Raw genomic sequence first — 21,210 nt, 5'->3', positions numbered from 1 at the left:
TATCTCTATATACAAGATAAAGATTTTGTAAACATATAGTTGTTAATGAAAACCAATAAGGCTTAAGAAAAATAATTCTCTGCACAATAACCGAAAGTATTTTAATTCCGTACAAAGTTAGCAATCACTCTTGTTGGTGGATTTTATTAGTTATAAGATAAAGTCCACTTTCCAAAAAGACAATTACTTAAATGCAAAAATACCATATTTTGGTGGACAAAGGAGTAAAAAATATTTTTAGTGAAGGAATATTCGGCTAAAGCCCCTTAGCTTTCCACAAAAGCCTATTTAACAATTGGTCATTTTGAGAAAATAAGATAAATAACTGTACCTAAGTTCAATCGATTCCATACTACGATTTATTTTTTTCTAAGTAACTCAAACCTAAAATGATGTCAACCCTTTCTTTTTTTAATTCGAAATTAAAGCAAATTATTTTGTTCGTACTCGTAAGCACGCTTGGGCTATTTTCGGCAAGCGCCCAAGATGCCGAATCGGGTATTTTGTTTAAGGCAATTGAAAAAAACAACTATGAACAAGTAAAGAACTTGTTGGAAACAGGCTCTGACCCCAATGTAACGGATATGCTCCGTAACACTCCTTTACATGTGGCGGCATTTCATGGCCATGATAAAATCATCCTCCTTCTGGCCGAGTACGATGCCGACCTCAATGCGCTAAACAAAGCTCAACAAACCCCACTCTACAGTGCGCTCCATGCCGATCAACTACTTGCAGTAAATGCATTGGTAGAAAGCGGGGCAAACCTTTCTGCCAAATTCACTAGTGAAAGGATGACGATACTGCACTTTGCCGCCAAGGAAAAAAGGTACGACATAACCGAGAAGCTTTTGGAAGCGGGCGCTGACCCTAAAATAAAAGACAGGAACGGCAAAAAACCTATTGATTATGCCAAAAGCAACAAAGACAAAGGAATGGCCTCCCTCCTAAAAGACAAAAGGTGGAAGTAGAATTACAAGCCCAGCAAGCCTTTTGGAAAAAATGAAAAGGTTTGCTGGGTTATCAGCAGAATGAACCTTATCTTGATGGGGGCAAACAATAGCCTTCTCGCCGTATTTTCACTTTTCCACCCAAACCTTTTCGCAAACATGCAAGCTGATAACCCATTCAAAGAGATCATAGATAAATTCCAGTCAACTGGCAAAGTAGATACAGTATTCGGCACCCCCATTGTATCTAAAGAAAAAACATTGGTTCCGGTTTCGAAAGTGAAATATGGGTTTGGGGGAGGCTGGGGCAAAAGCCCGTGGATCAAAAGCAGAGCTGGTGACGAACAAGTAGATGTAGAAGGGCAGGGTATTGGGTTTGGTGGCGGAGGAGGAATACAAGTAGAGCCGATTGGCATGGTGGAAATCACCGCCGAATTTACTCGTTTTATGCCTATAAACCCTCAAAAGAAGCTGATAAAGACCTTTGTAGGCGGAATCATAGCTGGCATTATTTTGAGAAAAATATTCAAATAGCTAAAATAGACTTGCTGCCAATAAAGCCTGCAAGTTTGATAAGTAAGAATAGCTGCGTAGTTTTGCTAAAAAAAACTGGCTAAATGCGATATCTAAAACTCATTCCTTATTTCTTGGTCATTGCCCTGTTGGCTTCGTGTGGACCAAAAGTTCCCACTACAACTGGACCGTTTAACGATGACCTTTCAATGTATAGAATAAAAGTAGCTCCTAAGCCTATTGAACCTGAAGAAACGGTGGTAGAGGAAGATACCGTAGTGACCGAAAGGGCTGTTTTACCCGAAAATACCATCAACAAAGATCTTGATTATAAATTAGAGCTCATCGCCCGTAAAAACCAAGAAATAAAAACCACCCAAGGTTATAAGGTAATGGTCTACTCTGGCAAAGGCAGGAAGGAAGGCTCTGACATAGAGAGAAGCCTTGTGGTAGATTATGGTAGAAACAATGTAAAATTCCGCTATGACCCACCAAATTTCATTGTATTAGTTGGGAATTTTGTTTCAAAACTAGATGCCCATAGGCTATACGTAGAACTACAGAAAAAATACCCTATGGCTGTAGTTATTTCCGACAAAATAGAAATTGATCTTCAGCAATACATTTCGAAAGACTAGTAAGAACTAGAAGTCGGCAGGAAACTTTAGATTAAAACGAGCCCTTTGCAAATGAATGGCAACTAGATTTGCTAGGGTTCGTAAGCAATACTACCTAAAACTTTTAGCATACTTTCTTTGACTACCGACCTCTACTCATGAAAAATATATTTTTCTGCTTGTTGCTTTTTTCTGTAATAACCCCTTCATTTTCCCAAGATACTTCTCCGGGAAAGAAAATAATCGGGGTAACTACCTTTGGCTCTTCCGAAGCCCGAAACGCCTCCCGATATTCCAGCAGCATTACCGAAATAGTGGTGGATGCTTTTACAAGCTCGAACCGCTTTACCGTAGTAGACCGCACCAATTTTGATGATATTTTCTCAGAAGAAAACCTTCAAAAAGGGGAAAGCTTTATAGAAGGCGAAGTTGTGGAACAAGGCAAAAAACTTGGAGCTCAATTTATAGTAACAGGGCAATTGATAAATATATCTGTGAGCGAGCTGTATGAAGACGAAGAGGAAAAAGATAAAAAACTATTAGGCTATTCTGGTAAAGCACACTTTTCCATCAAGGTGATAGAAGTAGAAACAGGGAAAATAATAGCCTCGGAAAGCCTAAAAGGAAATAGCGATAAAATATTGATGATAGAAATCCCCTTTGGTTCCAAAGAAGAAGCCATTGCCAGCGCCATACGAAACTCACGAGAGCCTATTTTTTACTTTATAGATGAATACTTCCCTGTAAAAGCCAAAATATTTGAAATTTCGAAAAACTCGAAAAGAAAGGTGCAACAAGTGGTAGTAACCGCTGGAAAAATAAAAGGATGCAGAGAAGGGCAAATATTGAAAATAGTGGAAACCGTAATGGTTGAGCTGGATGGAAAACAGATACCAAGAAACAGACAAGTTGGCACACTCAAAATACTATCGGTTGATGATGATTATTTCTCTACCTGCAAGGTGCTAAAGGGAAAAGAAGAGTTGATGTTCAAGCTAGAAAATATGGAATCTATTTGGGTGCTTAGCGGACAGGGGAAAACAAAGTTTGAAGAATTTATAGATGCCGTAACAATACCCCATGAACTCTTAAAAGATTAACTTTTCCTATAAAAAATATTCTTACAATTCATTGACTTGTTTATATATTTTGCTTTACTTACATATGGTAAAATTAAATTTTATTTTTCACCTAATAAGTAAACACTAATGACACATACAGTAACGGAAGGCGAAACACTCGCTCAAATAGCCCAGAACTATGATGTGACCGTGGAGCACTTAATCACCCTGAATAACTTGGCTTCTGCAGAGGCAATTACAGTTGGACAGAACTTGCAGATAAACAATGCTTCCGGTTTATCTGCCAATCAGGCAAGCGCATCTACTCAATCAAGTAGGCCGTTTAGGTATTATTCTGTAGATCCTGATGATGAAAAAAAAGAAGACTAGATTTATTTAAGATAACTCTATCAACATAAATAGATAGAGCATACCAGAATTTGTTCTATACACAGGTCTTAAAAAAACTCCCATTCCTAGACCTGTTATCAAACAACAAAATAACATGATCCACAAGGTACAACCCGGAGATACCCTTTATCAGATTTCGAGAAAATACAACATAAGTACTTCTAGAATTCTCGAACTCAATAAAATGAATCCATATGACACCATCTACGTTGGTCAAGAACTGATTGTGTCTGAAGAGAAAAAACAAACAAGCACAGCCTCTACCCAAGGTGGCTCAAGCAGACCTTTCAGGTATTATTCTGTAAAGCCAGGAGATTCTTTATACTCTATTTCAAAAAAATTCAATACGTCTCCTGAGAAAATAGTTAGCAATAATAACCTCACCCCAAGCCAGCCCATAAGCATTGGCCAACAGTTAGTGGTAGATGCCGGAACACCAAGCGTGGCATCTGGCTCAGTGGCGACACGGGGTGGAAGCACTGCCCCTCCTTCTGGAAGTTCATCTGGGTCTGCTCAGTATCATACCGTGCAAGCAGGTGAATCGCTTTATGCTATTTCAAAAAAATATGGAACTACGCCGGCACTCATAATCAACCTCAATCAACTACCACAGAATGCTTCTATTTATGTAGGGCAAAAGTTGGTGGTTACCGAGCCGCGCCCACAACCCCAAACAGTACCGACATCTCCACATACTCAACCAACACCGGTAGTAACTGGAGCAGTTTATACTGTGCAAAGAGGGGATTCGCTGTATGCTATTGCCCAGCGATTCCATACTACTCCTCAAAAAATACTTGCCCAAAATGGGCTTGCACCCAATGCAACTATTTACATTGGGCAAATACTGAAAGTAGGGGAGCCCCAAACCGAACCTCCTAAAGTTACTCCAGAAGTACGGTCTTACTCGGTTCAGGCTGGCGATACGCTTTCCAAAATCGCTAATCAATTTTCTACTGTTCCTCAAGAAATCATGAGGATTAATAACTTGGCAACTCCCGCACTGTATGTGGGACAAAAATTGATCTTGCCAACTTCTCAACCTGTGCCGCAGCCAACTACCACCACCACAAGTGGACCAACTGGCTCTCCTAACGTGGTAACCCAAGCCCCTATCAGCTTTCCTTCAAGTTTAAGCGGCAAAGCGGAGGCTATCAAAAAAGCTCGGGCTATCTACCAGTTGCAGGCATATAATGGTATCCAACTATTTGGTAATGGCATAGTAGGCCCCGTAGGAAGAATTAATTCGAACAACCCTGCCGACCTAGAAAAAGTACAGCAACGACTGGTACAATTAAAAATGCTTACCCAAGCCCATGGAGAAGCGCCCAGCCAACTCCAAGCGAGAATAGGCAATGCTCCGATAAGCTACGCTCATATTCCTAGAACGGTAAAAGCTATTGAGCTTTTCCAACAAAAGAAACGGGTAGACTATTGGACGAAGAAAGATAAACACGTGAAAATGATGGGCACCAATAAATTCACCAGAGGATTGGTAGCCCCAGATGATATCACTTACAAAATGTTGCGAGAGTACACTGACTACAAACTCTCCTTTCCCCATCCAACATCCCGTGGGCAAATGATTGTGGCAGAGTTCAATAACTTTGTGAGAAGTAGTTACAATGAATATTACAACGGTGTGGGCTATAGCGGAGAAGCTCCCATTAGCCTATCGATAGATGCCTACAAAAGCTTAGGGCTAGATGAAAGTATGGCTCTTGCCCTCCAGTATGTGTCAAAACATGAGGGGAATTGCGATGCGATCAATACCTACGATAAAGCCAATTTCTCTTGGGGATTCATCCAGTTTGCGGGAAAAGGCGGAGGTAGTAATGGGTCGTTAGGGGCGGTAATAGCTACCATGAAAGCCCGACAACCTCAGCTCTTTGCCGAGTATTTCCAAAAAATAGGTATCGATGTGGATGTAATTATGCGAAATAATGAAATCCACGATGGGAACTTGAAAGTTTTTGACTTGTACAAAGTAACTGGCAAAGTAGAAACTGAAGGACTTGATGCGGAAATAGCCTTAAAAAATGACAAGCAGCTTTACGGCGCTTTCCTGAGAGCAGGATACAACCCAGCTTTCCAAATGGCACAACTCGAACGTGCTGTCATCGGTTATGTAAGACCTGCTTTGAGTGTGAAAACGGACATAAACGCAGGGCCTATCCAACTTAGAAATGTTCCTTTGGCTTCTATTATCCGCTCGCCTATGGGCAACGGCATGATGGTAGACCTTACCGTGAACCAGTGGATCAATAATATGTCTAAAATATTTGTGGCGGCTATAGAAAGAGTGGCCGGCATGCAAAGGATGCAATCTCCTCAGCAGCTGCAAATGATAGATGAACGCTTAGTAGTCCAGTCCATTAGGGACAATGCTGGTGCTGATGAACGAATAAAGACGAGGGCTAACAGCATACTGAATAGTAGCCTAAGCCCGGTGAAACCAGGAGGAGTACCACCTCCGGTATAGTAGTAGAAAAATAAACAAAGGCCTCGCCATATAGCGAGGCCTTCGTTATTCATAAGATTTATTTCTCATCCCAATATTAAACCGTTGCGCTGAAAAGCTGTGTGGTTGGCTTAGAGCGCCAAAGCCTCGCATCCAAAGACATACATATATTTCTTATAAAAGGAATCCCGAGTTCGGTAACTTCTATTCTACCAAGAGAACTTTTGAGCAAGCCATCGGCTTCCATTTCCCTCAACCTCGATCTCACTTCTTCCATGTAGGCTGCATATTCGCTAGCTACATCCCATTCCGTTTCGAAATGACACATAATATTCAAAATCTGCTTTCTAAGAAACAAGTCTTCATCGTTGAGCAAATGCCCTTTGAAAATAGGAAGCTCTCCCGAATTTACAATTTTCTGGTACTGCTCTACTACTTTCACGTTCTGCCCAAAAGCCGTCCAAGTATCGGAAATGGAAGAAACTCCTAAACCTAGTAGCAAGCTAGTATGGCTAGGTGTGTAGCCCATAAAATTTCGGTGCAATGTTTTTTCTTCTGCTGCTGCAAAAAGCTCGTCTTCTTTGAGGGTAAAATGATCCATGCCTATTTCCACATAACCATTATCCAAAAACATCTTTTTCCCCAACTCATACAGCTCTCGTTTTTCATCGCCTTTGGGCAGGTCCTCTTCTGTAAACAAGCGCTGGCCCACCGATTTCACCCAAGGCACGTGGGCATAACTATAAAAAGCGATTCGTTCAGGCTTCAGAATATTTGTTTTCTGGATGGTATCGATAATGGTATTCTTATTCTGCTTAGGAAGTCCAAAAATAAGGTCAAAATTGATGGAGGTATAGCCAATTTCCCTCGCCCACTTGGTCACCTGCTCTACTTCCTCATAGGCCTGAATCCTATTGATAATCTGCTGAACAGCCTGGTCAAAATCTTGGATACCCAAACTCAGCCTTGTGAAGCCTGCTTCAAAAAGGGTTTGTAAATGCTCTTTAGTGGTATTGCCTGGATGGCCCTCAAAGCTAAAAGCTGCCCCTTCTACATATTCCGAAGTTGCTTTTATGCCATCCATCAAAAATTTTAAGTTTTCTGGTGAAAAGAACGTAGGCGTTCCTCCTCCAAAATGTATCTCGCTGATCCTAGGAGTTTCTTTGAAAATAGCCAAGTACATCTGCCATTCTTTCAACACAGCTTCGATATAAGGCTTTTCCACTCCATGGTTGACCGTGATACGCTTGTTGCAGGCGCAGTAAGTACAAAGCCTTTCACAAAAAGGCAGGTGGATGTAAATACTAATGCCTTCTCCACCATTCGTTGCGTCGAAGGTCGCCTTCACTTTTTCCGACCATTGCTCTATAGTAGGCGCCTCAGCATCCCAATACGGCACGGTTGGGTAACTGGTGTACCTAGGGCCCGGTACATTATATTTTTGGATAAGTTCGCTGTTCATTTCTCTTTCTCTCTCTTCTCAATATCAAAAAAAACACTTCAAATTGTCTTTAGTGACAACATTCAATAACTCTTTGGGGTGTAACTCGGGGGCTAAGATACGGTATTCCCAAATTCAAGCCTCTCACAATAAACAGAACCCCTATGCAGGCAATTATCACTGGCATAGCCCTTCTTATCTGATTTCTAACCCTCACCCCTATCATATTTCCCAAAAGGCTTATACTAAGCATAATGGGGAAAGTTCCCAAACCAAAAAGTGCCATGTATGCTGCACCCGACCAGGCATGACCTGTAGCTACCGAACCTGCTAAGGCCAGATAAACCAAGCCACAGGGCAGCAGCCCGTTCAATAGCCCAATGAGGAAAAGTGATTTGTATGAGCGAGACATAAAAAGTCCACGCATACCTGACTTTACCCGTCCTATTCCTTTAGCTATGAAAGATTCTGGATTGAGTTTTTTGGTAAAGGTAGCTGGTAAAAGTACCGATAGGAGGATCAATACTCCAATAGTAATAGAGATCCACTGCTGAGTACCTATGAAGCCCAAAGCCTGGCCAATTGCACCAAAAGCACTTCCTAAAAGGGCATAAGTGAGGATTCTTCCTAAGTTATAGGTAGCCGTGCCGAAAAAACGTGTGCTAAAATCTCTATTTTTAAGCGGTAGAGCCAAGGCAATTGGTCCGCACATACCTATGCAGTGAAAGCTACCCAAAGCACCTACCGTAAATGCTGTCCACAACTCCATTTCTGCGCTGATTTATTAATTAACAAAAATCGGGTTTTCACTGTAAAACTTATCCCCTCCTTCTATTTCCCACTCAACTTTTACTTTATAGAATCCTTTGAGCATACCGCTTGTAGATAACTTTTGCTTGCCAGTAGTATCTATGTTGATAGCTACTTTTTGGTCTTTTGTGGCATCCGATGGGCGGAATAAATAAATTGTTCCTTTCAGCCCTTTTTCCAAATGCTCTGGAGGGTATGTAATTACAATGGATCCGCCATCTAACCTACAACTTAGCGGCTCAGTTAGACTATTCGCATTTTCCGTATTGTCAATTCTTTGCTGGTACGCGAGCTCTTGTTCATAGTAATTATCTGCCTCAAGGTGGAAGGTAGTCATAAAACTCTTTACCACTAAAACACCTATAAATAGGACAAAAAAGGCTATAAATAAGGCTATTCCATGTCCCCAATGAAATTTCATGATTTCTTTATTTATGTTAGATATTGCCCCTAGATGGGCAAATGAAAAAAAGCATTTTGTAATGTAAAAGGAAGTTGGTTCTTCAAATAGAACCAACCTTATAATAAGAGAGTGCCCGATTAATTAGTCGGACCTAAAAAGTTTGTTGAAACAACCTCGATCTGTTCGCCATTTGAATAGACACCCACTTCTATTTTGGTAGTCATTTTTTTAAGATACTTCCTATCTAAAATAATGAACATCGCCCTGTCTTCTATCCCTTGCGATTTTACGGAAAGACCTCCACCAACCAATTGAATATCACCTTCTAGACCGTCTTCCAGTTTGAGCTCCAATGAAGGCAAGTCATTATTTGTTTTGTTGATGATCTTCATGTTATAAAGATTACTGATCCTACCATCGTCTTGGGTTTGGTAAAGAATACCAGGCGTTCTTAAAATAGTAGTCTCTACATCTGTCCTCGTTACTAGCAATGCGGTAATTACCCCGACCAACACAAATAAAACTGAGGTATATCCAAGTGAGCGAGTGCTAAATTTGTAAGGTTTTCGAGTGGCTATACTTTCTTCGGAAGCGTACCTGATAAGACCAGTTGGCCTATCCAACTTCAACATAACTTTGTCGCAAGCATCCATACATGCCGTGCAGTTTACGCATTCGAGCTGCGTGCCGTTACGGATATCTATTCCCGTTGGGCAAACATGTACACATTGCTTGCAATCCACACAATCGCCAATACCTTCCGCCTCTTTATCTTGTCCTTTTTTCAAGCGCCCACGCTTCTCTCCACGCAAATAATCGTAAGCTACTACGATGGAATTTCTTCCCAAAAGCACGCCTTGTAGCCTACCATAAGGGCAGATAGTAGTACAAACCTGTTCCCTGAGCTTGGCAAAAACGAAATAAAATGCCCCACTGAAAATCATCATAATAGAAAGCCCTCCAACATGCTTGGAAGGAGGATCTGTTACCAGCTCGGTCAAAGCTTCCGTACCTATAAAATAAGCTAGGAAAACATTGGCAATGAGAAAAGAAAGAGCATAAAAAATAACATGCTTACTCGTTTTCTTTATGATTTTTTCTTGGTTCCAAGGAGCTTTAGCAAGCTTCTTTTGAGCTATCCAGTCCCCTTCTATCCAGTACTCAATCTTACGAAAAACCATTTCCATAAAAATAGTCTGAGGACACACCCAGCCACAAAATACCCTTCCGTACACCACCGTAAAAAGGATGATGAACAAAACAATGGCGATTAGCCCAAGGGCAAAAAGGTGTGAATCTTGAGGCCAGAAAATTTGCCCAAAAATGATGAACTTTCGGTTGAGCACATCGAGCAGAAGCAGAGGCTCGCCTCCTATTCTCACAAATGGAGCTCCTACTAAAATACCAATCAGCGCTATGCTGACAACCGTACGCCAGTTGTAATACTTACCTTTAGGTTTTTTGGGGTAAATCCACACCCTTTTACCCTCTTTGTCCACCGTGGAGATGGCATCCCTAAAGCTCTCGTCTTTTTCTACTTCTTCCATAGTTTGGTCTATCAAATAGATTAATAAGTATCAGTCTTTCCAAGTCTTTGGGAGAAGACTGAATGAGCGTTTGATAATGGTGCTTTGGCTCCTATAAAACTTATTGAGCGCTGCACTTTCTAGTCGGTAAGTGGGATTATTCTGCGTTAGTTATTCCTATGGGAAGTGTCAAATTCTTATAAAAAAAGCACTACTGGGGTTATTCCCCAGCAGGCTCATATAATTCTCCTTGAGGATCTTTTCCATTTGGAGGGTTCGTACCTACCAATGTCAAGATATAGCTACCTACTTCCTGCATCTGACCTGGCGACAATTGCGCCTGCCAAGATATCATACCTTTAGAAGGCACACCGTATTTAATGGTTTTAAACAGGTCTTTTATGTCTCCTCCGTGAATCCAGTAGTTATCTGTAAAGTTAGGCCCTACTCCACCTTCACCAAGTTTACCGTGGCAAACTGCACAGTTCTTCATGAAAATTTCCTCACCACTTGCTATCCTAGCCTCATCATCGAGCAGTTCTACATTCGTTTCATCCACTGCATTTGCCATGTTTGCTATGTATTCCGCAACTTCGGCTTCTGCACGAGCAACATCTTGTGTGTATTCTTCATCTTGCAAAGGAGCCAAATCGAACACATGGTATACACCTATGTAGATAAAAGCAAATACAATGGTGAGATAAAACATGTATTTCCACCAAGGTGGTAGATTATTATCTAACTCTTGGATACCGTCGTAATCGTGGTCAAGTAAAATATCCTCCTCTTTCTCCACAGGAACAGCATCTGTAAGCTTACTAGACAATGACCCGAACAAGCTTGGTTCTTCTTCTGTATCAGTATCTTTAGCAAAAAGAATTTGCTGAATTTTGAGCACAACTATCAATAGCACTACAGCCATTAGGTTGAGCAAAATCACAGCTATCAAAATGAACCACAAAAACATATCATTGGAGGCCAGGCTTCCTAGAGCATCTGTCGAACTTTGGGCAAAAGAGGTATTAGTTGAAAAAATGGCCAGCCCCAAAACTGCCAACAACTTCATCAGTTTGCTTATTTTCAATTTTGTATATAAAAAGCTTTTCATTGTATTCGGGTTTATGATCAGTTTTCAGAATAGTTATGGGCATTATCGTCTTCCAAAGGCATATTCCCCATTCTTTCTACTTCGCTCTTCTTCATGTTTATTACCATAATGGTAACCCCTATAAAAAAGAGAAAAAAGATAACGAACGAAATAACGGGGTAAACTTCTACACCAAAAATAGATTCGAGGTGGTGTTTTACGAATTTTAGCATTTTTAGATTTTTTAGGGTTTTGGCAAGACCAATGCCTCGCCAAAACCTTGGTTATATTATTCAGCAGCCTTAATATCTGTACCTAATCTTTGTAGGTAAGCTATAAGTGCTACAATTTCTAAATCTGGTGAAACTTCAATGCCATCTTGCTTCAAGCTTGCGGCAATTCCAGTTGCTTGCTTCTGCATATCTGCAACAGCTTGCTCTTCGTAACCTTCGGCATAAGGAACACCCAAAGTTCTCATAGCCGATATTTTAGCAGGAAGATCTTCTACATCCACTTGCTTTTCAAAAAGCCATGGGTACGGAGGCATGATCGAGCCCGGAGACATAGACCTTGGGTCTAACATGTGGTTGAAGTGCCAAGAATCTGGATATTTCTTACCAACCCTATGCAAATCCGGTCCGGTACGCTTCGAACCCCACAAGAATGGATGATCGTACACAAACTCACCCGCTTTAGAATACTCTCCATATCTGACAGTTTCAGAACGGAACGGCCTGATCATTTGTGAGTGGCAGTTATTACATCCTTCTTTTATGTACACATCTCGTCCTTCAAGCTCGAGTGGTGTGTATGGTTTCACACTAGCTATGGTAGGCACGTTTGATTTTACTAAGAAGGTTGGCACCATTTCTATAATACCACCAATCAAGATCATCACGGTTGACCAAACTAGCAATTGCATTGGTTTTCTTTCGATCCAACGGTGCCAGTGTTCACCTTTATGCTTTTCATATTCTCCAGCAAGAGCGGGAGCAGAAGTTTCTTCATTTGATAAGAACTTACCAGTCTTGGCTGTTTTTACTAAGTTAACTGCCATCACTATTACACCTACAAGGTACAATATGCCACCAAAAGCTCTCAATGCGTAAAGTGGCATTAGTTGGGTAACAGTTTCAAGGAAGTTAGGATACGCCAACAAACCTTCTTGTGTAAACTCTTTCCACATCAAACTTTGGGTAAGCCCCGCCCAGTACATAGGAAGTGCATAGAACAAAATACCCAAGGTACCGATCCAGAAATGGAAGTTGGCTTGTTTTGTAGACTTAAGTTTTGTTCCCCACATTTTAGGAACTAACCAATATAGCATACCGAAAGTAAGGAAGCCGTTCCATCCAAGTGCACCTACGTGAACGTGGGCAATAGTCCAGTCAGTAAAGTGGGAAATTGCATTTACGTTTTTGAGAGAAAGCATTGGTCCTTCAAAGGTTGCCATACCATATGCGGTGATAGCTACTACAAAGAATTTCAATACTGGATCTTCTCTCACTTTATCCCACACGCCTCTAAGCGTGAGCAACCCATTAAGCATACCACCCCAAGATGGAGCGATCAACATTAATGAGAATACTGTACCGAGCGATTGAGCCCAATCGGGAAGTGAGCTATAAAGCAAGTGGTGAGGTCCCGCCCAGATGTACAAAAAGATAAGTGCCCAGAAGTGAATAATAGACAATCTATAAGAATAAACAGGGCGATTGGCTGCTTTGGGCACGAAGTAGTACATCAAACCCAAATAAGGGGTAGTCAAGAAGAATGCCACCGCATTGTGACCATACCACCACTGTACCAAAGCATCTTGAACGCCCGCATACCAAGAATAACTTTTTAGGAACGAAACAGGAAGCTCAAATGAGTTTACAATGTGGAGCACTGCAACTGTGACGAATGTAGCTATGAAAAACCAAATAGCAACATACAAATGCCTTTCCCTTCTCTTGATGATGGTCATCATCATGTTCAGGCCAAATACAACCCAAATAAGCGCAATGGCTATATCTATCGGCCATTCTAATTCGGCGTATTCTTTACTGGTAGTATAACCGAACGGTAATGTGAGCACGGCAGATAAAATAATGAGCTGCCATCCCCAGAAATTAATATTGGAAAGCGCATCGCTATACATTCTTGTTTTACACAAGCGCTGCAAAGCATAATGGTAACCAGCAAAAATACCGTTTCCTACAAAGGCAAAAATAACGGCATTGGTGTGAAGCGGCCTAACACGACCAAAAGTAGTGTACTCTAGCCCAAGGTTCAATTCTGGAATTACTAACTGCAAGGCTACCAACAAACCTACAGTCATACCAATCAGTCCCCAAACTACGGTCGCAATAATAAACTTTCGTACAATCTCATTATCATATGAGAAGGTCTCGAACTTGACGTCAAGTTCACTCGTTTCCGGATTTTTCATGTTTTTTGTCGTCAAATAAAATTCTTACAGATGGCGTGTACTCATCATCAAACTGACCGGATTTTGTCGCCCAGAGGAATGCGCCTAAAAAACCAAGGGCTACGAGTAAACTCACCCCAATCAGAATAAAAATGGCACTCATTAGAAATTAGATTAAATGATACATTTTAGAGGTTACAAACTAAATCCAAATATTTCTCAGGAGGCATGACCAAGGTCAAAAGCAAAAAATGATTTTGATCATTAATAAAAATCAGAAAGAAGGTTGCTTATTATAGTTTTAAAAATCCAAAAAAATACTTGAAGTCAGGACACCTTCTAAAGGTATGATATTCTTATGAACTTTTCCAAAGGCTTTTCCCAGATTATCAATACTACGAACGATACTTTTATTATTAGTCCCAACCTAATAGATTCACACCGTGTTTGAAACACATCTTTTTAAGTACAAGCCCCATTATGAAAAAAAATTACACACATATTTTTTTCGACCTCGACCACACTCTTTGGGATTTTGATAGAAACAGCACCGAAACACTTTTTGAACTATATGAAAAGTATCAACTGGAGAACCTAAGCCCTAATTTTTCGTGCAATGAGTTTGTGGCTACTTTTAGAGATGTGAATTTTAGCCTTTGGGATAGTTATGATAAAAACCTTATCAATAAAGACCAGATAAGAAACGACAGGTTCAAGAGGATTTTTGAAGTATTAGGAATAGCCATTACAGACAGCAGCCTAACGTTAAACTTGGGCAGCGACTACCTTCAGGCTTGTCCCCAAAAGCCTCATTTGCTCGATAACTCACAAGAGATACTGAGCTACTTGTACGATAAATACAAACTCCATATAATTACAAACGGGTTTGACGATGTGCAGCATACCAAGCTCAAAAGCTCAAATATTTTCCATTTTTTTGATGTAATAGTTACTTCAGAGAGTACTGGATACAAAAAGCCTCACCATAAAATTTTTGAATATGCACTATCGGCAGCCAGCGCCAGCGTCGAAATGGCAATAATGGTTGGAGATAACCTTGAAACAGATATTAAGGGAGCTATAGGGGCAAAACTTGATTGTATTTTTTATAATCCTGAAAAAAAGGGACATACACTAGAAGTACAACATGAAATTTCCCATCTATCAGAACTTAAAGACTTATTATAGCTTCCAACCTATCAGTTACAGGCCGAAATTTTTGATAAAGCCAAGATTAACCGATAAAATATTGTTACCAATACATGTAAACTCCTTGGTATATCATCTTTTTGGACAATAACAATGTTTCAGATTCGTAAAGCGTTGGTATATTAAATATTAATATTTAGCTTTGCAGTCCGAAAAAAGGATTTTATAAAAATTATACATAAGAAACCATGAAAAAAGGCATCCATCCGGAATACAATGAGGTGGTATTCCAAGACTTGACAAGCGGCTATAAGTTCTTGACACGTTCCACAATAAAGACTCAAGATACTATAGAGTGGGAAGATGGAAACACTTACCCTTTGGTCAAAGTGGAGATATCATCACACTCACACCCTTTCTACACTGGCAAAAACATTTTTGTTAGCCGTGCAGGTCGTGTTGAAAAATTCAACCAGAGGTACAAAAAGAAGTAATTTTTATTACAAACATGGTTGGGATCATTCAATTCCCAACCATGTTTTTTTGTTAAATCCCACCTAACTCTATACTAACACCACCATTACTAAAGTTAATTCTTTAAAAGGTTGTTATCAAATAGGCAAAACAATTGACTATCTATAATTGTTGATTTGATTACAGAAGCTACCTTTTATTGATTTTTTCGATTATCACTCAAGTGTAACACAGCATTAGCTATCCTATTTTACTCTTTTTCAATTACATTGATTAGTATTTAAAGCATTCTTAATGTTTGTTTCTTAATTCAATTAAGAACATTTCAATGATGTTTTTTATTCACTAATGTAAAGTGTCATTCAAAAGAAGAAAAGACAATCAGTGTTTATAAATTCATTTATAGAATTTAGGCTCTTACTATCAATATATTTATCAAAAAAATCTAATATCTGTGGAAACAACCAATATGAGGCGAAGGAAAAATTATCCTGGTGACCCTAGGACTCCTGGCACCAAAGACTACAGCTTGATCTTAGGCAACCTAATCGGTTACCGTAACCAGCTAATGAAAGAAACCGACGAACAAAAACTTGGAGCACTTTACCTTAAAGTAGCTGAAAAGTTGAAAGAACTGGGCTTCGAAAAAAATGCACTTGCAGTTAAGAAAAAAGCTGGTAGACGAAAGGCTGGAAAATTTCAAGACATCACATCTAAGAAAACAGAAAGTGTGATTAGCATTGCCACTAAAAAATGGGCTGATGGAAAAGCTCGTAATGATGAGGCAAAAGAAGCTAAGAAAAAAGAACAAGACGCTCTTAAGAAAAGAGGTCAAGCTTCTGCTTAGTTTTCCTACAAAGCCAAGATCTTTTCATAAGGCTTGTAACTTTGTTCTTTATAATGCTACCTAATAGATAGCACAAAAGAGAATTCTAATCAATTTGACTTATCTTTATGAGTAGTTTAAAGATTGTCAAGTTATTATGAATTCTCTTTTTATTTATAAAAAAACTTACTTTAGTCTTTTATTCTTCCTTTATGGTAGTCTCTCTATTTTTGCACAGCAGAAATATGTTTTGGAAGATGCTGCTAATTATTGGGAAAAAAAGATCTCATATCATGCCAGTGCCCCTAGCTCTCAAAGCTTTACATTAGATCTAGCTGAATTCAAGGACAAGTTATTAACCGATAACGAGGTTTTACTCCCCCTACCGAATGGCAACTTCACAACATTCAAAGTCCAACGCTTTGAAAGTATGGAAAGGGATTTAGCAACAGCATATCCAAGTATCCTTACTTTTAATGGACATGCTAATAATAACCCAAACCTACAATGTAGAATAAGCACCACCAATGACCGCATTTTTGCAATGGTGACGGGCAGCCAGACAGTTTACATTGACCCTGTTGAAAACAATTCTTATATAAGTTATAAGTCCAAACCGCTAAAAAACGACCAAGAAACATTAATTGAACCATTTAGCCAAGATGCTATAAAACAAACACCTCCATCAGTATCAAAGAATTCACGAATTGCATTAGCTAAAAGTACTGGATCGCAGCTGAGGACATTCAGGATCGCTATTGCCGCTACAGGAGAGTTTACTTCTTTCCATGGCGGTACAAAAGAAGCGGCAATGGGAGCCATAACCGCAGCACTCAACCGTGTGAACGCTATCTATGAAAAGGAATTAGCGGTACGCTTGGTATTAGTCAACAACAACGACGACCTTATTTATTTGGACAGCCTTTCAGACCCTTACTCCAACTGGAATAAAATCAGCCTTTTATCTGAAAACCAATCTAATATAGATGCAGTTATAGGTTTTGGGAACTACGATATAGGTCATGTATTATGTACCCAAACAGGAGGTGCTTCTTATACATCCTCAGTATGTTCTGCCTTGAAAGCAGGAGGGGTTTCTGGCTCTAGTTCTCCTATTGGCGACTCATATTATGTCGATATACTCGCCCATGAAATAGGACATCAATTTGGAGCAAGCCATACCCACAACAATAATTGTAACAGAAATGCTGCTACTGCTTACGAACCTGGTAGCGGTTCTACTATTATGAGTTATGGGGGAACCTGCTCTCCAAATTTGCAGGAAAATGTAGACCCATATTTCCACTCGGCAAGTTTTGAACAAATTCAGACCTTCATAGATGAACATGCTCTTTCATGTGCACAATTTATTCCAAGTGGCAATTCTCCCCCCGAAATAAGTGTTGAACCTGGTGGATTCTATATTCCAATAAACACTCCTTTTGAGCTCACAGGTCAAGGGTCGGATCCTGACGGCAATACCTTGACTTACTGCTGGGAGCAGTTTGATACTGGTCCTATTAGCGAGTTAGATTTACCCGAAGGAAGTGCTCCCTCCTTTCGCTCATTTAGCCCAAGCGCTTCTCCTGTAAGAGTATTCCCTAAGCTCCAAGCTATTTTAGAAAATTCAGCCAGCTTGGGCGAAGTTTTACCTAGCTATAGCAGAACCCTATCCTTTAGGTTTACAGCTAGAGACAATGCAGCAATAGGAGGAGTTACCTATGACCAACTAACTTTTGAGGCAACCGACCAAGCAGGGCCATTTAGAATAACCGCCCCAAATTCTACTGAAAGCCTTATGTCAGGTATTCCGCAAACGATTAAATGGAACGTAGCTAATACAAAATCAGCTCCTGTAAACTGTACTGCTATCAATATACTCCTATCAACCGATGGAGGCCAGACATTCCCTGACACATTAGCTATGAATACTGCTAATGATGGAGAAGAAGTCATAACCTTACCAGATATCCCAACATCTGAGGCAAGAATTAAAATTAAAGCCAGTAATAATATCTTCTTTGATATTTCTGACCAGAACTTTCCTATCACAGTACCAAATAGCCCTAACTTTATACTTTCTTCCGTTCCAAATGAAGCTAGCGTATGCACCCCCAGTACATTAACCCACTCCTTAATTGCCACTAGTATTTTAGGATTTAACAACCCAGTTTCTCTAACAATTAAAAATGCACTACCCAGTGGTATTGGTGCTACATTTGACAAAAGCAGCCTCTCTCCTTCCGATACTACGAGTTTAAATTTCTCGATAAGCGAATTAGCTGAAACGGGTATTTATCCAATTGTAGTAGAAGGAAGCTCTTCTGGAATTATTCAAACTGATACTGTTTTATTAAACATTAGCAATGGAACACCTGATTCCATTAAGCTTATTGGACCATCACGAGGGCTTGTAGTATCTCCTCTCTACCCTACTTTTAACTGGCAGCCCGCCAAGGGCAAGTTGCGATACGAACTCGAAATTGCACAAACGGCAAGCTTCAAAAATATTATTCATGCTGTTTCCGCTATTGAAAGTACAAGTTTTACCCTTCAAAAGTTATTAGAAAGTGACCAAAAGTATTATTGGCGAGTAAGGGGTGTAAATTCATGTGGTACTGGGTATTACTCTGCCACTGACTCTTTCAATACGATGGAAATAGCGTGTTCTTCTTATGTCGGGGAAAATCTTCCCAAAACAATTCCAGCGGAAGGCACGCCTACTATTTCCTCCTCTATTTTCGTAAATGAAGAAGCTATTCTTACTGATATAAATGTTACCAATATTAATGGCATACATAGTTACATGAGCGACTTGAGTTTTGAGCTCATAAGCCCACAGGGCACTAAAGTAAAGTTACTAACAAATAAGTGTGGAGATAATGATCTATTCAATATGGGCTTTGATGATCAAGCAATCACAGATACTATCCCTTGCCCACCTGTTGATGGAATATCCTTGCGCCCTCAAACAAGTCTTTCGGCTCTTGTAGGAGAGAATACAGCAGGTGAGTGGATTCTCAACATATTCGACAATCAGGAGCTAGATGGTGGAGAGCTCAATAGTTGGGGATTACAGCTTTGCTCTAGCCCACTACCGTTTAAATTTTCCGCAATGCCACTTTCTTCCTCTGAAGTAGCACTGAGTTGGGATGATATTTTAGAAGATGAACTTACATATATTGTAGAAAGAGCAAGTTCAAACCAGGGAGTATTCGATACCGTAGCTAACTTGGGAGCCGATAAAGGGATTTTCATAGATGAAAATTTAACAAAAAACACTAATTATTCCTATAGACTAAAAATTGAATATGCCGATGGCAGATTTGCTTATTCAAACACCATATCGATAATAACCTTGCCTGATGTTCCTTATGCAGTCACTAAATTAAAGGCTATTAATATTACCCAATCTAGCGCAGAACTTATATGGACAGATGCCTCCGACGATGAAGATGGGTTTATAATTGAAAGGTTTAGTGAAAGTGGAATTCTTTTAGATACCGATACAGTTCCCTCCGATGTAAACCGTTTCAAAGAATCAGAACTTGAGACAAATACGAATTACACTTTTTTGGTAAAGGCTTATAACAGTATTGGTAGTTCAGAAAATGCTCCTGAAATTACTATTCTTACTCTACCAATAGCTCCTAGCCAACCATCTAACCTCATTGGGGAGGTGATTGATTTTAGTTCCATCAAACTATCCTGGACTGATTTGTCAGACAATGAGGAAGAGTTTGTAATAGAAAGGCGAAAAGAAATTAACGAAGACTTCCTAAAAATTGCAACAGTAAGCGCCAATCAGACCAACTATTTTGATACAGAACTGGATGCAGCTACCAACTATTATTATCGAATAAAAGCTCAAAATCAAGGAGGTGGATCAACATATACCGATACTATCCAAGTATTAACTTTACCCTCCCCCCCAGCTGAACCCTCTTTTCTGAATGGCAATATTACTAATTCAAATACTATCAATTTATGGTGGAAGGACAATGCTACCAATGAAGATGGATTTATATTGGAAAGATCTGAAGGAAATACTGAAAACTTCCAGCTTGTAGATTCTCTCTCCGCAAACTCTACAAACTATCCTGACACAAACCGTCTTGCGAATGTGGCTTATATTTATAGAGTAAAAGCATATAACTTGGGGGGGAACTCTGCTAACTCCAACTATTTGAGTATAACCATATTCCCCGACTCACCAGTGCCTCCTGATAAGTTACGTGTATTTGAAATAATGCAAACCTCTGTTGGATTAACTTGGGAAGACAATGCCAACAATGAGAGTGGGTTTATTATAGAAAGATCAAAAAACACCTATGCAAATTATAGCTCAATTGATAGCACGTTGGTCAACCAAACTGTTTATACCGACACTTCATTATTACCTAATACCATCTACTTTTTTAAGGTACGAGCCTACAATGAAAATGGTTTTTCATCTACCTCAAATGAAATTCAGATAGAAACCTTACCCCTAGTTCCATCAGCGCCTTCTGAGCTTGAAATACAATCATTCAGCAACAATGAACTTACTTTGAGCTGGATAGACAATTCAAATAATGAGGAAGCATTTGTAATAGAAAGATCATTAGGCGACAATCAGCAATACCAAGCTATTGCAACTATAACTTCAGGAACTAATAAGTTTTTTGACTTTGGGGTAAGACTAGGTAATACGTATTTCTATAGAGTAGCGGCAAGTAATAAAGGAGGGCTATCTGAATATTCTAATGAAGTAAGCACCCTCACAGTCGGAATCTCAAAACAGTTGGATGAAGCATCTATTTTTATTCATCCAAACCCACATTCTGGTCGATTTGAACTAAACACAGGCAACCTAAAACTACTTTCCCTAGAAGTTTTTTCTATTGATGGAAAGGTGGTGCCTCATACAAAACTGATCCAGCTATCGGGACAAAAGTTTGTAGTTGAAATGAAAGATGTTATCGCTGGTATTTACTTTATTCATATAGTTACAAATAAAGGCAGTATTATCAAAAAAGCCCTCAAGTATTAAACAATGGCAAGTCATTGGGTTCTACCGCCCATTGAC

Annotated in this window: 18 protein-coding genes; 10 read left to right on the top strand and 8 right to left on the bottom strand. The window is 39.7% G+C overall.

Annotation, left to right across the window (positions count from 1 at the left end):
• Positions 1 to 437 precede the first annotated feature (437 nt).
• The 6 genes from R9C00_28420 to R9C00_28395 all read left to right on the top strand — a co-directional run bounded on the left by R9C00_28420 (position 438) and on the right by R9C00_28395 (position 6,034).
• On the top strand, positions 438 to 971 hold the full coding sequence (locus R9C00_28420; protein WPO35627.1) for an ankyrin repeat domain-containing protein: 534 nt from the start codon (positions 438 to 440) through the stop codon (positions 969 to 971).
• A gap of 60 nt (positions 972 to 1,031) precedes the next feature.
• On the top strand, positions 1,032 to 1,484 hold the full coding sequence (locus R9C00_28415) for a spore germination protein GerW family protein (protein WPO35626.1): 453 nt from the start codon (positions 1,032 to 1,034) through the stop codon (positions 1,482 to 1,484).
• Between the two features lie 83 nt (positions 1,485 to 1,567).
• Entirely contained in the window at positions 1,568 to 2,101 is a 534-nt protein-coding gene (locus tag R9C00_28410) for a hypothetical protein (GenBank protein ID WPO35625.1), read from the top strand.
• A 137-nt stretch (positions 2,102 to 2,238) separates the two neighbouring features.
• Positions 2,239 to 3,180 carry a CsgG/HfaB family protein gene (locus tag R9C00_28405; GenBank protein WPO35624.1) on the top strand — a complete coding sequence of 314 codons (942 nt, stop codon included), beginning with the start codon at positions 2,239 to 2,241 and terminating at the stop codon, positions 3,178 to 3,180.
• A gap of 108 nt (positions 3,181 to 3,288) precedes the next feature.
• On the top strand, positions 3,289 to 3,531 hold the full coding sequence (locus tag R9C00_28400) for a LysM domain-containing protein (GenBank protein WPO35623.1): 243 nt from the start codon (positions 3,289 to 3,291) through the stop codon (positions 3,529 to 3,531).
• A 115-nt stretch (positions 3,532 to 3,646) separates the two neighbouring features.
• Positions 3,647 to 6,034 (top strand): LysM peptidoglycan-binding domain-containing protein, encoded by a 2,388-nt coding sequence (locus tag R9C00_28395; GenBank protein ID WPO35622.1) that lies wholly within the window; start codon positions 3,647 to 3,649, stop codon positions 6,032 to 6,034.
• 76 nt (positions 6,035 to 6,110) lie between these two features.
• Here the strand turns inward: R9C00_28395 and hemN are convergent, their stop codons facing one another.
• From hemN to ccoS, 8 genes are all read right to left on the bottom strand, one after another.
• On the bottom strand, positions 6,111 to 7,475 hold the full coding sequence (gene hemN / locus R9C00_28390) for an oxygen-independent coproporphyrinogen III oxidase (GenBank protein ID WPO35621.1): 1,365 nt from the start codon (positions 7,473 to 7,475) through the stop codon (positions 6,111 to 6,113).
• 49 nt (positions 7,476 to 7,524) lie between these two features.
• Positions 7,525 to 8,223 (bottom strand): sulfite exporter TauE/SafE family protein, encoded by a 699-nt coding sequence (locus R9C00_28385; GenBank protein ID WPO35620.1) that lies wholly within the window; start codon positions 8,221 to 8,223, stop codon positions 7,525 to 7,527.
• A 15-nt stretch (positions 8,224 to 8,238) separates the two neighbouring features.
• On the bottom strand, positions 8,239 to 8,685 hold the full coding sequence (locus R9C00_28380) for a FixH family protein (protein WPO35619.1): 447 nt from the start codon (positions 8,683 to 8,685) through the stop codon (positions 8,239 to 8,241).
• A gap of 119 nt (positions 8,686 to 8,804) precedes the next feature.
• Complete coding sequence (gene ccoG, locus R9C00_28375) at positions 8,805 to 10,214, bottom strand: cytochrome c oxidase accessory protein CcoG (protein WPO35618.1); 1,410 nt, start codon at positions 10,212 to 10,214, stop codon at positions 8,805 to 8,807.
• Between the two features lie 199 nt (positions 10,215 to 10,413).
• A complete protein-coding gene (locus tag R9C00_28370) occupies positions 10,414 to 11,301 on the bottom strand; it encodes a cbb3-type cytochrome c oxidase N-terminal domain-containing protein (GenBank protein WPO35617.1) in 888 nt (295 codons plus the stop codon).
• A gap of 17 nt (positions 11,302 to 11,318) precedes the next feature.
• Positions 11,319 to 11,513: a CcoQ/FixQ family Cbb3-type cytochrome c oxidase assembly chaperone gene (locus R9C00_28365; protein WPO35616.1), complete on the bottom strand. Its 195-nt coding sequence runs from the start codon at positions 11,511 to 11,513 to the stop codon at positions 11,319 to 11,321.
• 56 nt (positions 11,514 to 11,569) lie between these two features.
• Positions 11,570 to 13,714, bottom strand: coding sequence for a cytochrome-c oxidase, cbb3-type subunit I (ccoN, locus tag R9C00_28360; GenBank protein ID WPO35615.1), 2,145 nt, complete (start codon positions 13,712 to 13,714; stop codon positions 11,570 to 11,572).
• Positions 13,692 to 13,856 (bottom strand): cbb3-type cytochrome oxidase assembly protein CcoS, encoded by a 165-nt coding sequence (gene ccoS / locus R9C00_28355; GenBank protein ID WPO35614.1) that lies wholly within the window; start codon positions 13,854 to 13,856, stop codon positions 13,692 to 13,694. The genes ccoN and ccoS overlap by 23 nt, the downstream gene beginning before the upstream one ends.
• A 317-nt stretch (positions 13,857 to 14,173) precedes the next feature.
• On the opposite strand from ccoS, the gene R9C00_28350 reads away from it, so the two are divergent.
• From R9C00_28350 to R9C00_28335, 4 genes are all read left to right on the top strand, one after another.
• Positions 14,174 to 14,881, top strand: coding sequence for a YjjG family noncanonical pyrimidine nucleotidase (locus R9C00_28350; protein ID WPO35613.1), 708 nt, complete (start codon positions 14,174 to 14,176; stop codon positions 14,879 to 14,881).
• Positions 14,882 to 15,090: 209 nt separating this feature from the next.
• A complete protein-coding gene (locus tag R9C00_28345) occupies positions 15,091 to 15,336 on the top strand; it encodes a type B 50S ribosomal protein L31 (GenBank protein ID WPO35612.1) in 246 nt (81 codons plus the stop codon).
• 434 nt (positions 15,337 to 15,770) lie between these two features.
• On the top strand, positions 15,771 to 16,163 hold the full coding sequence (locus tag R9C00_28340) for a hypothetical protein (GenBank protein WPO35611.1): 393 nt from the start codon (positions 15,771 to 15,773) through the stop codon (positions 16,161 to 16,163).
• Between the two features lie 136 nt (positions 16,164 to 16,299).
• Positions 16,300 to 21,174, top strand: a complete 4,875-nt coding sequence (locus tag R9C00_28335) for a fibronectin type III domain-containing protein (GenBank protein ID WPO35610.1) — start codon at positions 16,300 to 16,302, stop codon at positions 21,172 to 21,174.
• The last annotated feature ends 36 nt before the right edge of the window (positions 21,175 to 21,210 follow it).

The organism is Flammeovirgaceae bacterium SG7u.111 (assembly GCA_034044135.1).
GTDB lineage: Bacteria > Bacteroidota > Bacteroidia > Cytophagales > Flammeovirgaceae.
This window is presented reverse-complemented; position numbering and strand designations above follow the sequence as displayed.